This is a genomic window from Sulfitobacter sp. SK012 (genome assembly GCF_003352085.1).
In the GTDB taxonomy this organism is placed as follows: domain Bacteria; phylum Pseudomonadota; class Alphaproteobacteria; order Rhodobacterales; family Rhodobacteraceae; genus Sulfitobacter.
On record NZ_CP025806.1, the window covers coordinates 45533 to 59904 of the forward strand.

Consider the following 14372-nt stretch of genomic DNA (forward strand, 5'->3'; position numbering starts at 1 on the left):
GCGGAAGTGGTCAAATCGGCTGCTCCACGCGTGGCGCCGGATGCCATTGTGATTTCGGGTGCAAAGGCGTTGGTCGGCACACGGACGCCAGAAATTCCTGACGATGGCGAAGATCCAGTGCGCGAAACGCGCGTCAAACCGTTCAGGATTGGCGCAACCACTGTCACCAACGCCCAGTTTCTAGAATTCATCGACGCCACTGGTTATGTGACCGAAGCCGAACGTTTCGGCTGGTCGTTTGTTTTCTGGGCGCAAGTACCGGAAAGCGTCGGTGCCACACAAGGTGTCGTGGAGGTCGAGTGGTGGCGCGCGTGGACGGGGCCAACTGGCGCGACATCAACGGGCCGGGCACAAAAGCGCAAGCGTGGCATGCAGATCATCCGGTGGTTCAAGTCTCATGGAATGATGCACAGGCCTACGCTCAATGGGTTGGCGGGCGACTTCCAAGTGAAGCGGAGTGGGAGCTCGCGGCCCGTGGTGGAGAGGGAGATGTGAAATTTCCATGGGGGAATCAAGAACCAAATGATACTGATTTCCAACCCTGCAATATCTGGCAAGGGCGCTTTCCTGAGGTGAACACAGCCAAGGACGGGTTCATCACTACAGCGCCAGCCCGCCACTACGAACCGAACGGCTTTGGTCTATACAACGTGGTGGGCAATGTCTGGGAATGGACCGCAGAGTCTTACCGTATCAAGTCGCTCAAGAAACATGTGCGCCAAAGACTGGCAGGCATGAAGGGGTACAAGCTCTCCAAGGGCGGTTCGTTCCTGTGTCATCAATCCTATTGCTTTCGTTATAGAATCGCGGCGCGCTCAGGCACATCAATTGACAGTGCCACCACTCATCAAGGGTTCAGGGTGGTCTGGCCCGCCTGAGATGTCATGTATTTTTCAGTGCTGCGTCCAGCCAAACATCAAAAGTGCCCCCCCGCGCGAATAGCAGCAATGCGAAAGCGGTCCTGCAGCATCGGATCGAATAGCCAACGGTCGGTTTGGAACGTTTGTGCTAGGGTAGGGGGCGATTGTGCAACAGTCCGCCCAAATGCGGTAGTCGCTTATGAAGAGTCAGCCCTTCGCGATAATCTTGATCTGTCGGTATTAGGGGCTTCAGTTGCGTAAAGTACACTTGATCAAGTGTTGAAATTGAGTAGCTGTGGTCAAGCGGCGGGCATTACCACTGTGTTTCCGCAAGATTTGATTCAAGCCGAACGTCTGGCCGTCGGTATTGCATTGTAGCCCAGACACCCGAAAATTCGCCATGAAAAACTCTATTCAGTAGATTGCCGCGCGGCGTTAGTCCGAAAAATATTGAACGAGTTTGGCGAAACTGACGTGCAAATCTGCGATGACTTGCTCTCCCAGGCAGGCTTCAACTCCCTCGCGGCGGGTCTTGAAGCGAGGTGTCAGATCGTCCATCAGCGTCTTGCCCTGTATTGACAATGAGACAAGTTTTCTACGTTTGTTCGTTGGATCGCCTCGGAACGTGACCAAGTCTTTTGACGCAAGGTCTTTGGCGGCACGGCTAATCTGTGCATTGTCTGTCACCATATGACGTCCCAAGTCAGCGATTGAGATGGCTTCAAACGTTTCGACCGTCCGCATTAGTCGATAGGTGGTCAAGGTCAGCGGCGTATCTTCCAGCAATTTCAATGCATTGTTATCCATAAGCTTGGCGATCATCGAGAACTGAAAGGTGACGTTGCTTTCGAGCTGGCGAACCCGCTGCAGTTGAAGCTCAAGTTCCTGTGATGTTATTTTCATGTAAATGTCCTCTAATTATGGCTAAAAGATTAAATAATGTTGACTGTATCATCATTATAGCCTAACTGATTTAGATATCGGGCGCTACGTATAAGTAACGCTCGGTTGGGAGGATATTGCTGCATGCAGTGCGTTAATGCGATGCGACACGTCGATCGCTTGCAGACACGACCGTGTTGCGGTCTCTCAATTTGAATAAATCGAAACGTGGATCCGAGGGAGAAGTCTGATCCAACCATGCTTTTGAGGAGGAAAGACATGAAATTTGGTGCTTTGAAGACGATGGTCGCAGCCGTGGCAATCGCCGCAGCTGGCGCAACTACGGCTATAGCCGAATGGCAACCTAGCGGCCCGATCAAACTGATGATCGCATTCCGTGCAGGCGGAGGAGTGGATACGTCCGCACGTCTGCTGGCCGAAGAATTATCAGCCCGGCACGGATGGGAAATCATCCCCGAGAACGTTGACGGTCGTGGTGGTGCTGCGATGGCCGCTGCGCTGAAAGATGAGCCTGCCGATGGTCAATCCATCGGAATGACCGCTATGGACAGTCTGGCGTATGGCGTGCTTGCCACCAAGAACCCGGGCTTCGGCACGGATGATTTCACCTATCTTTCAACCGTTACCGGTACGCAGGCCGGACTTATCGCAAAGTCTAGCCGCGGGTGGAAAACGCTCGCTGATGTGATTGCCGCGGCAAAAGCAGGGGAAAAGATCACCGCAGGCGCGATGAGTGCCAAACTCGCCGATGCTTTGTATCTGATCGGTGAAGCTAATGGCATCGAGCTGACAACCGTGATGGTCAAGGGTGGCCAGGGCGGATTGAACGGTGTTATGGCCGATGACCTTGATATAGCCTGGGCTGCGGGTCCGCAAACAAAAGGCGTACAAGCAGGTGATCTTGTGAACCTCGTCTCTGCCATCGGTAAGCCTTTGAATGTCTCCCCGGACGCGCCGCTTTTGTCGGAATATGGTGTTGAGTTCGTATTCGGCACGATGTTCGGCGTGATCGGACCTGCCAACATGGACGCAGAAGCGCGCGAAGCCATTCAGGATGCAATCGCTGAGGTCGTGAACGATCCCAGCAGTAAATTGAGCAATTATATCTCGAAGGCATTCGGTGGCCCAGAGGCAATTAAAGGCGCTGATTTTGATGCCTTTATGCAGAAAGCCAGTGCCGAAGCAGAAAAATTGATCGAGGCCGCGCAGTAAGAGAACGCGTAGTTGGTCTTGGCCCCGGGCTACTTGGCTCGGGGTCCAAGGGAGGAGCCACCGATGTTAAGCCGAAGAACTGAACTGATCCTAGGGTTGTTTTTTCTTGGACTGAGCCTATTCGCTGTTCTTGTATGGATACCACTCGACAGTGAAACCGGCATGATCGAGACTTTTCGCCGCCAAACAACAATGGGCGATGCTTTCCTGCCGACTGTTGCCGGGGCGTTGATGGCGATTTGCGCTGTCGTGCATGTGCTTGTGAGCTATCGACGGACAGACAACTTTGACACAGAAAACCCGACAATAGACGGCAACGACCTTGCTTTCTTGCTGCAATTGATTGGCATTACGGCCTTGTCGATCGCACTGTTCTATTGGGCCGGCCCCATTGCAGTTGGCCTATTTGCTCAGGGCGATGGTGGCGAGTTGGTCACGTACCGACAGATGCGTAGCACATATCCGTACAAGCTTATCGGATTTGTGATGGGAGGATTCAACTTGGTTTTCCTCACGACGGCCCTGATCGAGGGGCGCGTTAGGGCAATTCGCATAATTTCCTCGCTCCTTGTTGTCGCCATCCTGATCGCGATCTTTGACCTGCCACTTGATAACGTCCTGCTGCCCCCGAACGGAGACTGGTGATGAGTGTACTTGACTACATTTGGGCCGGGATCATGGCCGTGCTGGCGGGGCCGGAGGCCTTTTCGATCTTCGGAATCGGGATTTCCATCACGATTATGATGGTCACTTTTGGTTTCCTTTTGGGCATTGTGATTGGTGCTACCCCAGGGCTTGGCGGCGCATTTGTTATGGCTGTTTCGTTGCCGATCTTGATCTCCATTTTTGGATACACACCCGATGCCCTATTGCCCGTGATGGGGTTTCTGATCGGAGTGATGAAAGGCGCGACCGTTGGTGGTGCTGTGCCTGCAATTCTCTTTAATACGCCCGGCACGCCGGATGCTCTGATGACCACTCTGGACGGGTATCCCATGGCCAAAAAGGGACAAGCAGGCAAAGCGCTACGGACAGCACATTTTGCTTCGGCCTCCGGCGATACGTTTTCGGATCTGGTGCTATTTACGACGGCACCTTTCCTGGCGATCTTGGTTGAATCTTATCTGGGATTCGCTGAAAAAGCTGCTTTGATTATTCTTTCGCTCAGCTTTGTCGCGGCGGTTGTTGGTGCGTCTCCCATGAAGGGGCTGATTGCCGCTTTTTTCGGCATCTTGCTGGCGTCAATCGGAACAGGCGAAGACCTGTACCCCCGCCTCACCATGGGTACGGATTTTCTGGCAAACGGCTTTCCTTTGATAACTGCCGTGCTGGGTGTTCTGATCATGGGAGAAGTCATACATTCATTCGAGGAAATCTGGCGTGACCGGCGATCCGACAGGATGGCATCTGAATTCAAACAATCCGGCGACAACGGTCTGTCATGGCGTGAGCGACGCGCTTTGTTGCCGTATATAAGTGTTTCCGCAGTGGTAGGCACCGTGATCGGGGCATTGCCTGGAATCGGTTCCACGCTTGCCGCAACATTGGGTTATGCTACGGGTCAAAAAATGCACAAAGGTCCAGTTCCTTTTGGTGAGGGCACCCCAGAAGGGGTCGCCGCTACGGAGGCCGCGAACAGCGCTGTCTCTGGCTCGAACCTCATTCCGGTTTTGAGCCTTGGAATACCGGGCAATGTAAGCGCGGTCTTTTTGATCCTTGCAGCGGAATCTATTGGCGGCTTCAACCCCGGACCTAGTGTGTTCCGCTTTACCGTTAACGAGGTAAACCCTGAGTTGGTGATTGCCTTTGGACTGTTCACAACCATGATGATCGGCAATATTTTGAACTGGACCATTGGCGGCCAGTTCATGCGATGGGTTGGGGTAATGGCACGCGTTCCGAAGCCGGTCCTGATGCCAATGGTCTTTTTGCTGACAATTACGGCGGTCTACGTCCAAGAGACAGACATGGTTGCAGTTTATTTTTTGCTGATATTTGGACTGTTAGGTTACGTGATGCGGAAAATCAAAATGCCGATTTTGCCCTTCGTAATTGCATTCATCTTGGCAGGCAACTTGGAAACGGCAATGCGTCAAGCCTTTTCCGTGTCCGACGCGGATCCGCTTTTCTTGTTCCGCAGTGGCACGTCAATTGTATTTCTGGGTCTGTCGGTTCTTGTGGTGATCTTCTTTTCCCGAAAGCAAAAACAGGACGTTGCTATGTCCTCTGAAGTGTCTTGAGGAGCGTGCGTTGTGGCAATTAAAAATATTCTTGTAGCTTACAACGGAACTGAAAGCAGCGATGCAGCCGTTCATATGGCTATGCTGATGCATCGGAAATACGGCTGCCATGTCACCGGGTTGTTGGCGCATGCAGGCCAGCATGAAAAGCTGAGCCATCATTCATGGGTTCCCGAAAACGTGCGCCAGACTATTGCCGATCGGATCACCCAGAATGAGCGGGATACGGAAGCGCAATTTTACGCGTTGACGGACCAGCAAGTAAGTACCGAGCACCTGCATTGGATATCGCTTTATGGCAACGCCGATGCGACCGTCGCTAAATACGCCCGCATGTATGACCTGACGCTTGTGGGCCGCTATGATGCGATCGAGGAACAGCCACATCTGGAACTACACCCTGAAAACATTGCTTTGCGTAGTGGTCGGCCGGTGCTGGTCGTGCCGCGCGGGCATCACCCGGAGCGTATCAACGAGACGGCCGTCATCGCGTGGGACGGTCAGCGCGCTGCCACCCGTGCGGTAACGGATGCGATGCAGATTTTAGAGTCCAAGCAGCGCGTGGATGTACTGAGCGTTGACGATGGATCAGTTCGCCAGCCTCTTGAAGGCATCGACATCGCGACCTCTTTGGCGCGCCATGGCATCACCGTCGAACGTGTTCGCAAGGACAAAGTAACCGGCCGCACGGGCAAGGACATCCTTGAATATTGTACAAAAGTGAATGCAGGATTGCTGGTGATGGGGGCATATGAACACTCCGTTTTCCGCGAACGTCTGTTTGGCGGAACGACGAATTATATTCTCGCCCATGCGACTCTGCCTGTCTTCATTTCCCATTAAACGTCAGGAACGATCATGACCCAGCCCAATTTCATTTTTATCACATCTGACCAACATCGCGGCGATTGTCTGGGCGTCGAAGGCCGTAAGGTTCGCACGCCACATCTGGATCAGTTGGCGGCCGAGGGGACTCGGTTCACGTCGGCCATTTGTCCATCGCCCGTGTGTCAGCCCTCTAGGGCGTCTATTTTGACTGGCCAGCTATGCCGGACCAACGGTGTGCATGACAACGGTATCGATCTTGATCCAGAGGTCGGCGAAAAGGGTTTTGCGGGCACTCTGGGATCGCAAGGGTACGATACGGCCTTTTTCGGAAAGGCGCATTTTTCGAGCTATGATGCGCGGCACAAGACAGGCACACCGGAAAGCGTGTTATCATCCGAAGATTATGATGACGATTGGCACGGCCCCTACATGGGCTTCCAACATATCGAAACCATGATCCACGGCCACAACTGGTTCACGCCGCAAAAACCCCCACGCGGGTTACATTTCGAACGTTTCTATTACGGCTCCGGTCGCGGAGATGAGTTGAACGAATTGTACAAACAAAACGGTGGCGACACCAAAGGGGCGGCGCAAACGTGGCACAGCCAATTACCGCTGGCCTATCACAACACACCTTGGACCGCAGACCGCGCAATTGAGTGGATCAACCACGGGCGCGACAAAGATAAGCCCTTCATGACGTGGATCAGCTTTCCCGATCCGCACCACCCGTTTGACTGCCCCGAACCTTGGTCGCGCCTGCATGATCCCAAAGACGTGGACCTGCCGGAACACCGCACCCGTGATTTGGAAGATCGCCCGTGGTGGCACAAAGCAGCGCTTGAAAACTCCCCCCAAGGCGACGCGGAATCCATTGCTATCCGCAAGGCCTACTCGCGTATAACGCCCCAAACCGACGAGCAATTGCGCGAAATTATTGCCAATACTTACGGGCAAATCGCGCTGATTGATCACCACATCGGGCGGATCATGAACACACTGCGCGAGGCAGGTTTGGATGAGAATACCTACATCATCTATTCTGCCGATCACGGCGATTGGCTGGGGGATCACGGTTTGGTCCTGAAGGGGCCGATGTTCTACGAAGGCTTGCTGCGCATCCCGCTAATCGTGCGCGGCCCGAACGTGCCCGCAGGGCAGGTGGTCGATGAACCGGTGTCTAATATTGATGTCGGTCCGACCATGTTTGACCTGGCGGGTGTCACACCGGCACTGGATCAACACGGTGAAAGCTTGCGGCCGTTTCTTGAAGGCCAAGACGCGACCCGCGATTTCGCCATGTGCGAATGGGAGCTTTTACCAAACCGCGTCGGCGTTGCCCTGTCCCTGCGCGCGGTGCGCACCAAGATCGACAAGCTGACGATGGACATGCGCTCGGGCGAGGGGGAGATGTATGATTTGGTGAAAGACCCACACGAAATGACCAACGTGTTTGCAGACCCTGATTACGCTGAGCGCCGCGCCGAGCTTGAAGGTTATCTGGGCCAGCGCGCGGATGACATCGGCCCGATCCGCACACCTGTTGGTCCGGCCTAAACGATGGATTATGCGAACAAGTACCCCTCTATTTGGCATCTCGCCGCCCGCGCGCGCAAACGCCTGCCGTTCTTTGCTGCGGAATATCTCGATAGCGGGACGGGTATGGAATCCTTGGTGGATCGCAACCGCCAAGGGCTTGATGCCGTCCAGCTGACCCCGCGCGTGATGGGCGGGCGATTTACGCCGAACATCGGTACTGATCTACTCGGGCAAAGCTATTCCGCGCCATTCGGGGTTGCACCTGTGGGCATGTCTGGCCTGATGTGGCCAGGGGCAGAACATATCCTTGCCCGCATGGCGCGCGATAAATCTATTCCATACGGCTTAAGTATGGTGGCAAACGAAACGCCCGAAACGGTGGCAGAAATTGCACCGAATCAGGCCTGGATGCAGATCTACTGTCCCAAAGAACCTGAAGTTCTGGATGATCTAATAGCGCGCACCAAAGCCACCGGCATTAAAACGCTGATCGTGACCGTGGACGTGCCAGTGGGGTCGCGCCGCGAACGCCAGCTTGCTGCCGGTCTAACTGTGCCGCCCAAGATGGACGTCAAAACGCTTTGGCGTGTGGCCAAACGACCTGAATGGGCGCTCAAAACGCTCTCCTACGGGGAGCCACGTTTCAAAACGCTTGAAAGCTATTTCCCCAAAAACCAGATGCGTGAAGGCGCCAAATTGATCGGCAACATCGTCGATGGTCGCCCAGATTGGGACTATTTCGATCGCATCCGCGCTGCGTGGGATGGCAACCTTGTGCTCAAGGGTATTATGCATGCGCAAGACGCGACCGCAGCACTGGATCACGGGGCGGACGCTATCTGGGTCTCCAACCACGGCGGGCGTCAGTTTGACGGTGCGCCGGCAGCCATTGATGCCTTACCAGCTGTTACGAAAATCGTGGCAAGCCGCGCACCTGTGTTATTTGACAGCGGCATTCGCGGCGGTCTGGATATTGTGCGCGCGCTGTCACGTGGCGCTGATTTTTGCTTCCTCGGTCGCGGGTTTCTCTATGCAGTCGCGGCCCTTGGGGATGTGGGTGGCAATCACGCCTATGATATTCTGCGTGGTGATTTGGAAAACAACATGATCCAACTCGGCGCACGTACGCTGAATGAACTGAAAGACCTGTCATGACCAAAAACGTACTTTTTATAATGTGTGACCAGCTGCGCTACGACTATCTGGGGTGCTCGGGTCATCCTTCGATCAAAACCCCTCATATTGATGCGCTTGCCAAGCGCGGCGTCCGGTTTGAACGGTCTTATGTGCAATCGCCCATTTGCGGCCCCAGCCGAATGAGCACCTATACCGGCCGTTACGTACGCAGCCATGGCGCTGACTTTAATAATGTTCCGTTGCGGGTTGGTGAGTGGACGCTTGGGGACCACCTTAAGTCCATTGGGGCCCGTGCTGTTCTATGTGGCAAGACCCATGCGCGCGCTGACATTGAGGGGATGGAGCGGCTTGGGATTGATCCAAAGAGTCCCAAAGGAAAGCACATAGGTGAAGCCGGATTTGAAGTCTGGGACAGGTTGGATGGGTTGCACCCGCCAAAGGGAAAAAGCCCAAGCCACTACAACGACTATCTTCGAAAGAACGGGTTTGACGGTGAAAGCCCTTGGCAGGATTGGGCGGCCAGTGTCGTTGACCACGACGGGTCGATTAAGAACGGATGGCTAAACGAAAATGCCCACCTGCCTGCACGTATCCCCGAAGAACACTCCGAGACCGCCTATAGCGCCAATCGCGCGATGGAGTTCATCGGGCAAGCGGGCGACGACCCGTGGTGTTTGCACCTAAGTTTTATCAAACCGCATTGGCCTATCGTCGCACCTGCGCCCTATCATGAAATGTACGGCCCCCGAGATGTTCTACCTGTTGTGCGCGAGGACGCGGAGCGCGAAACGGGGCATCCGATATATCGCAGCAACCAAGATGTGCGTCACTCGACGATGTACAACCGTCCCGACGCGAGACAAAAAGTCATCGCCACTTACATGGGGCTGATCACGCAGGTCGATGATCACATCGGACGGATGATGGCGTGGCTGGAAGAGACGGACCGCCTCAAGGATACGCTGATCATCTTTACTTCGGATCACGGCGACTATCTTGGTGATCACTGGATGGGCGAGAAGCTGTATTTCCATGACCAGTCGGTTCGGGTTCCACTGATCGTGGTTGATCCATCACCGGAGGCAGATATCACACGCGGCACAGTTGATAGCCGCCTGACAGAGGCAATTGATTTGGTCCCGACAATTGTTGACTTTATGGGCGGCGAAGTGCGCGATCATATTCTTGAGGGGCGTTCATTGGTGCCGCTTCTGCGCGGCCAAGAAGTGGAATGGCGGACCTGCGCGTTCAGCGAGGCTGATTATGGTCGCTCGCCTGCACGCAAAAAGCTGGGTCAGCCAACGAACGACTGTCGTATCGTGATGGCCTTTGACGGCCGTTGGAAATACGTCCATTGCCCTGGTCAGAACCCGATGTTGTTTGATCTTGAAGCAGATCCACAAGAAATGACCGATTTAGGCACACACCCAAATTTTGCAGACGAACGTGCGCGTATGCAGGGTCATGTTCTGAACTGGGCTTACGGTGGGTGCAATCGGGTCACGCAAACAGATGCCTTCATCGAAAACAAACCTTCTGAATTTACCCGTGGAATTTTGGTTGGTTTTTGGGATGATGCAGACGTTGCAGAAGCGCAGGCACAACTGACGCCAGAGCAAACGGTCTAATCTGTCCAGACGACCCTAAACCCGTGATGGGTGGTGGCGCTGTCGGGTGATGTGCCTGACCGCGCCGCAATCCGGTAGCGATAGCAATAGGATTGGTGGCACAGGAATGATCCGCCCTTTGAGAGCTTGTATCCTTGCATCGTGAACAGCCGCGCCCGCACATTTTTCTTGAGGGATTTAATCCGGTACGCATCAGCCGTCCATTCCCAGACATTTCCGACAACATTGAACAGGCCATAGCCGTTGGGTTCATATGACTGGGCAGGGGCCGTGGTGACGTAGCCATCCAGCCCAGTGTTGGTTTCCGGAAATTTCCCCTGCCAGATGTTGCATGGCGTATAATCGGTGTCGTTGGGCGCGGCGCTGCCCCATGGGAACGCCACATCGCCAAGGCCACCGCGTGCCGCATGTTCCCATTCTGCTTCCGTGGGCAATCTGCCACCCGCCCAGGCACAATAGGCCAGCGCATCATTCCATGACACCTGTACGACCGGATGATCTGGATGCCAGGCCTGTGCCATGGTGCCAGGGCCGTTGATATCGCGCCAGTTCGCACCATCAACGCGACGCCACCATTCAACATCAACAACGCCTTGGGTTGCTCCAATGGCCTGTGGTACCTGAGCCCAGAATACAAAGGACCAGCCGAACCGCTCGGCTTCAGTGATGTACCCTGTGGCCGCAACAAACGCCTCGAACTCGGCATTCGTTACGGTCGTCGCACCTATCCGATACGGTTTGATACGCGTTTTGCGCAGAGGTGTTTCACCATCATCTGGAATGCCCGCGTTCGCTGTGCCTAAAAGACCCGTGCGCCCCGGAATTGGCCGCGCCGCGTCGCGCAGCGTGCTTGCAGTGTTAGACAGTGTGATGGTGGATGGGCCCGCAAGGGTGCCCCCCTCGCGTGCAGGCGTACAGCAGGATTTGATCGGTGCATCTTGGGTCATCTTAATCAGTTTACCAGCCGACCCTATGTCATCACCCAACGCGGGCAGATCCACTAAGGTTATTCAAAAAATGTCGCGTTTCGTCCACCGACCACAATATCAAAATCATAGGCTTCGTCCACATCGACACCGTTTGTATCTCGTGGTTTGCCGATGTTGCGTTCAAAATCATCGCCCATGAGGATCGCCATCGGGTCCGAGACATTGTTCGGCTCGTCCGGGAAGTACATCTGTGTGATCAGACGCGAGGATCCACCACTGACGGAAATATGGATATGCTTGGGCCGCCAGCGACCGATGTCAGGGCGCGCAAGATAGGCACCCGGGCTGATGGCCCAAAACCGGTAATTTCCGTCCTCATCCGTAAGGATACGGCCCATACCAAAATGATTTTCATCCAGCTGCAGGCCGGAATGGTCCTCCACATGGCGATACCTGCCATAGTGATTGGCGCTCCACACTTCCAACAAGGCATGGCGCACGGGTGCGCCGCTTTGGGTGCGCACAGTGCCTGTGACCTCGATCGGGACGCCATCGGCGCGCGGGCGGTCAGGGGCAGAGCGGGTCATATCCCATTCATGCGGGCCTGCGGCATACCGCGCGGATACAACCGGCACGAAGCTCTCGCGCGCGCTTGCGGGGATCAAACGCAGGCGTTCACGCGGCGTGCGTTGATCAGATGTGTTGTCGGTCGGGCCAATCCCGAGGATACGTCCTTGCTTTGTCATGTCTCAGCTCTCCAGATCGTCGAAAAAGGGGGTCTCGCCGTCGCCGGCCATGATGATGTCGAACAGATACACCTCTTCACCTTTGGAGGTGCGGCCATCGTGGCGCGCTATCAATTTCGGGGCATCGTCCCCGACTGCTTGTAAAATTGGGTCTGTGGCGTTGGTGTCTTGGCCGTCAAAGAACATCTGGGTGACGATCCGGCTGATTCCGTCCGAAAATAGGGTGATGGTGATATTGGGCGCGCGACTTGTCGTGGCACCCGGCATGATGGTGCGGAATTCATAGGCGCCGCTGGCTGTGCGAATGCGCCCATAGCCCTGAAACCACGGATCAATGTCGTCGTGGCCATGGGTTGCGGGTGAACGGTAAACGCCTTTGGCGTTGGCTTGCCAAAATTCAAGGATCGCGCCATGGGCCAGATTACCGTGGCGATCAAGGATACGACCACGCAGGACAATCGGTGTGCCGGCCGCTTGGCCAACCACACCGGGGTCAACGCGGGTCAGGTCCTCTAACGCGGGGTTTTCGAAATAAATCGGGAAATACGGCCCACAGGTATCTTCGTTTGTCGCCGGAAGTGCATTTGGTAATTCCGTTGTCATCTTGCGTCCTCCATTGTCTTTGGTTTGTTTTGTATATTAAACGGTGTCTCGTCCAGTATAGGAAAAGTTGAATGGTGCCCCAGTCAGATAATCATAACGTCTATTTTGTGCCGGGTCTGCACCGCGGCCTTCGGGTTCTTGAGATTTTGGGCAATGCCGAAACTCCCATGACGCTGAGCGAGATTGCCCGTGCGATGGAGTTGAGCCGATCTTCGGCCTACCGCTTGGTCTATACTTTGCGGCATATGGAATTCATCAAAGAAGCTGAACAGGTCAAGACATTCACGCTGGGCGCGCGGGTGTTGAACCTTGGATTTGCCTATCTGAACCAGCAGCCGATGACCGCAATTGCACGAACCCATCTGGCGACGCTGCGCGACCTGACGGGTGTGTCGACCCATCTGAGCGTGCTTGAGGGGCAGGATGTGCTGTATCTTATCAGCCATCAGGCGCGGTCGAACTATGTGTCCAACATGGCGACGGGCACGCGCACGCAGGCCTATGCGTCGGCGATCGGCTGGTGTCTGCTGGGCGCGCTGGATGAGGACGCCCTGGCCGAATTCGCCATGCATCAAGAATACGTCAGATTCACCGATCACACTCCGATGACTGCTGCGGCTTTGCTGAAGGCTGTCACCCAAACGCGTGAGCGCGGGTTTGTCGTGTCCAAGGGGTTCCGCGATCCGGGTGGATCGAGCGTCGCTGTACCGGTGCGCGACAACACCGGAAGCATCGTGGCCTGCGTTAATTTGTCTGGTCCAGACAGCGGGTTCGATTTCGACCGGATTGAATCGTTCTACATCCCCGAAACGAAAGCCGCTGCTTTGCGCATTTCGCGCGAGCTTGGATATCTGGGCGACTGATGTCACGTGGTTAGCCCCAGTATACCTCGGGCATCGTCGGGGGTGGCGAGTGTGCCGCCCAAATCATCAATCATGCGCGCGGCTTTGGTCACCAGATCGGCGTTGGACGCACAGTGTTCGCCTTTTCGAATATAGGCGGTGTCCTCCATACCGATGCGCACATGACCGCCGAGCAACCAAGCCTGCGCCAACATCGGAAACGCTGCGCGTCCGATGCCGAATGCGGCCCACTGCGTGCCTTCCGGCAATTGGCTGACAAGGTACGCCATCGTCGCGGGGTTCGCGACCGCACCAAACCGCACGCCCAGAACCATCTGCACCATCAGCGGAGTTTTGATGATACCACGCGCGACGAAATCTTTGACCATGTGCAGATCACCGCTGTCGAAGATTTCGATCTCGGGTTTGACGCCAGCCGAATAGATGCGTGCGGCCATAATTTCGAGGTTGCGGGGGCTGTTGATGACACTGGCTTGGCCGGACCACATCGTATTGAAATCAAGGGTGCAAATATCAGGTTTCAACGCCTCTACGTGGGCGATACGTTTCTCGGGACCACACAACGTTGATCCTGCAGCGGCCACTTGTGGATCATCATCAGATGGCACAAATCGCCCGCCTTCGCCCGTTGTCAGGTTCAGCAGAACGTCGGTGTTTTCTGCACGAATACGCGCCACCAATTCTTCGTATAGATCCATTCGCATGGAGCCTTTAGCGGTTTTCGGATCACGCACATGCAAATGTACAATCGCGGCCCCCGCAGCAGCGGCGTCTAAAGCTTGGCGCGCGATCTGTTCAGGGGTGACGGGCAAATGGGGGCTGATATCGGGCATCATCAGATTGCCAGTGACGGCCGCTGTCAGGATGGTTTTGCGTGCCAT

Annotated in this window: 13 protein-coding genes and 1 pseudogene; 9 read left to right on the forward strand and 5 right to left on the reverse strand. The window is 55.2% G+C overall.

What is annotated here, in order from left to right:
• Positions 1-48 precede the first annotated feature (48 nt).
• Positions 49-878: pseudogene (locus C1J03_RS24430) on the forward strand (SUMF1/EgtB/PvdO family nonheme iron enzyme).
• Between the two features lie 417 nt (positions 879-1295).
• Here C1J03_RS24430 and C1J03_RS24435 read toward each other — a convergent pair.
• On the reverse strand, positions 1296-1763 hold the full coding sequence (locus C1J03_RS24435) for a MarR family winged helix-turn-helix transcriptional regulator (RefSeq protein WP_114889349.1): 468 nt from the start codon (positions 1761-1763) through the stop codon (positions 1296-1298).
• A gap of 258 nt (positions 1764-2021) precedes the next feature.
• Here C1J03_RS24435 and C1J03_RS24440 point away from each other — a divergent pair, with 258 nt between their 5' ends.
• From C1J03_RS24440 to C1J03_RS24470, 7 genes are all read left to right on the forward strand, one after another.
• Entirely contained in the window at positions 2022-2975 is a 954-nt protein-coding gene (locus tag C1J03_RS24440) for a tripartite tricarboxylate transporter substrate-binding protein (RefSeq protein WP_162798665.1), read from the forward strand.
• A gap of 63 nt (positions 2976-3038) precedes the next feature.
• On the forward strand, positions 3039-3620 hold the full coding sequence (locus C1J03_RS24445) for a tripartite tricarboxylate transporter TctB family protein (protein ID WP_114889351.1): 582 nt from the start codon (positions 3039-3041) through the stop codon (positions 3618-3620).
• Entirely contained in the window at positions 3620-5215 is a 1596-nt protein-coding gene (locus C1J03_RS24450; RefSeq protein ID WP_174234522.1) for a tripartite tricarboxylate transporter permease, read from the forward strand. Before C1J03_RS24445 ends, C1J03_RS24450 begins: the two co-directional genes overlap by 1 nt.
• A 12-nt stretch (positions 5216-5227) precedes the next feature.
• Positions 5228-6058 carry a universal stress protein gene (locus C1J03_RS24455; RefSeq protein WP_114889353.1) on the forward strand — a complete coding sequence of 277 codons (831 nt, stop codon included), beginning with the start codon at positions 5228-5230 and terminating at the stop codon, positions 6056-6058.
• 15 nt (positions 6059-6073) lie between these two features.
• Positions 6074-7603, forward strand: coding sequence for a sulfatase-like hydrolase/transferase (locus tag C1J03_RS24460; protein WP_114889354.1), 1530 nt, complete (start codon positions 6074-6076; stop codon positions 7601-7603).
• Positions 7604-7606: 3 nt separating this feature from the next.
• Positions 7607-8740, forward strand: coding sequence for an alpha-hydroxy acid oxidase (locus C1J03_RS24465; RefSeq protein WP_114889355.1), 1134 nt, complete (start codon positions 7607-7609; stop codon positions 8738-8740).
• Positions 8737-10350 (forward strand): sulfatase-like hydrolase/transferase, encoded by a 1614-nt coding sequence (locus tag C1J03_RS24470; protein ID WP_114889356.1) that lies wholly within the window; start codon positions 8737-8739, stop codon positions 10348-10350. Before C1J03_RS24465 ends, C1J03_RS24470 begins: the two co-directional genes overlap by 4 nt.
• Here the strand turns inward: C1J03_RS24470 and C1J03_RS24475 are convergent.
• From C1J03_RS24475 to C1J03_RS24485, 3 genes are read right to left on the reverse strand one after another with little or no spacing between them, the layout of a single operon-like run.
• Positions 10347-11336 carry a formylglycine-generating enzyme family protein gene (locus C1J03_RS24475; protein WP_254694312.1) on the reverse strand — a complete coding sequence of 330 codons (990 nt, stop codon included), beginning with the start codon at positions 11334-11336 and terminating at the stop codon, positions 10347-10349. The genes C1J03_RS24470 and C1J03_RS24475 overlap by 4 nt on opposite strands.
• A 20-nt stretch (positions 11337-11356) precedes the next feature.
• On the reverse strand, positions 11357-12025 hold the full coding sequence (locus C1J03_RS24480; protein WP_114889357.1) for a dioxygenase family protein: 669 nt from the start codon (positions 12023-12025) through the stop codon (positions 11357-11359).
• A gap of 3 nt (positions 12026-12028) precedes the next feature.
• Complete coding sequence (locus C1J03_RS24485) at positions 12029-12628, reverse strand: dioxygenase family protein (RefSeq protein WP_114889358.1); 600 nt, start codon at positions 12626-12628, stop codon at positions 12029-12031.
• Between the two features lie 71 nt (positions 12629-12699).
• Between C1J03_RS24485 and C1J03_RS24490 the strand changes: the two genes are divergently transcribed.
• On the forward strand, positions 12700-13491 hold the full coding sequence (locus C1J03_RS24490; RefSeq protein ID WP_254694313.1) for an IclR family transcriptional regulator: 792 nt from the start codon (positions 12700-12702) through the stop codon (positions 13489-13491).
• Between the two features lie 2 nt (positions 13492-13493).
• Here C1J03_RS24490 and C1J03_RS24495 read toward each other — a convergent pair whose 3' ends face one another.
• Positions 13494-14372 carry a 3-keto-5-aminohexanoate cleavage protein gene (locus C1J03_RS24495; RefSeq protein WP_114889359.1) on the reverse strand — a complete coding sequence of 293 codons (879 nt, stop codon included), beginning with the start codon at positions 14370-14372 and terminating at the stop codon, positions 13494-13496.

Coding starts and splice junctions, on each gene's coding strand:
- C1J03_RS24435 (WP_114889349.1), bottom strand. CDS start 1,763: ATGAAAATAACATCACAGGAACTTGAGCTTCAACTGCAGCGGGTTCGC.
- C1J03_RS24440 (WP_162798665.1), top strand. CDS start 2,022: ATGAAATTTGGTGCTTTGAAGACGATGGTCGCAGCCGTGGCAATCGCC.
- C1J03_RS24445 (WP_114889351.1), top strand. CDS start 3,039: ATGTTAAGCCGAAGAACTGAACTGATCCTAGGGTTGTTTTTTCTTGGA.
- C1J03_RS24450 (WP_174234522.1), top strand. CDS start 3,620: ATGAGTGTACTTGACTACATTTGGGCCGGGATCATGGCCGTGCTGGCG.
- C1J03_RS24460 (WP_114889354.1), top strand. CDS start 6,074: ATGACCCAGCCCAATTTCATTTTTATCACATCTGACCAACATCGCGGC.
- C1J03_RS24465 (WP_114889355.1), top strand. CDS start 7,607: ATGGATTATGCGAACAAGTACCCCTCTATTTGGCATCTCGCCGCCCGC.
- C1J03_RS24470 (WP_114889356.1), top strand. CDS start 8,737: ATGACCAAAAACGTACTTTTTATAATGTGTGACCAGCTGCGCTACGAC.
- C1J03_RS24480 (WP_114889357.1), bottom strand. CDS start 12,025: ATGACAAAGCAAGGACGTATCCTCGGGATTGGCCCGACCGACAACACA.
- C1J03_RS24485 (WP_114889358.1), bottom strand. CDS start 12,628: ATGACAACGGAATTACCAAATGCACTTCCGGCGACAAACGAAGATACC.
- C1J03_RS24490 (WP_254694313.1), top strand. CDS start 12,700: ATGGTGCCCCAGTCAGATAATCATAACGTCTATTTTGTGCCGGGTCTG.
- C1J03_RS24495 (WP_114889359.1), bottom strand. CDS start 14,372: ATGGCACGCAAAACCATCCTGACAGCGGCCGTCACTGGCAATCTGATG.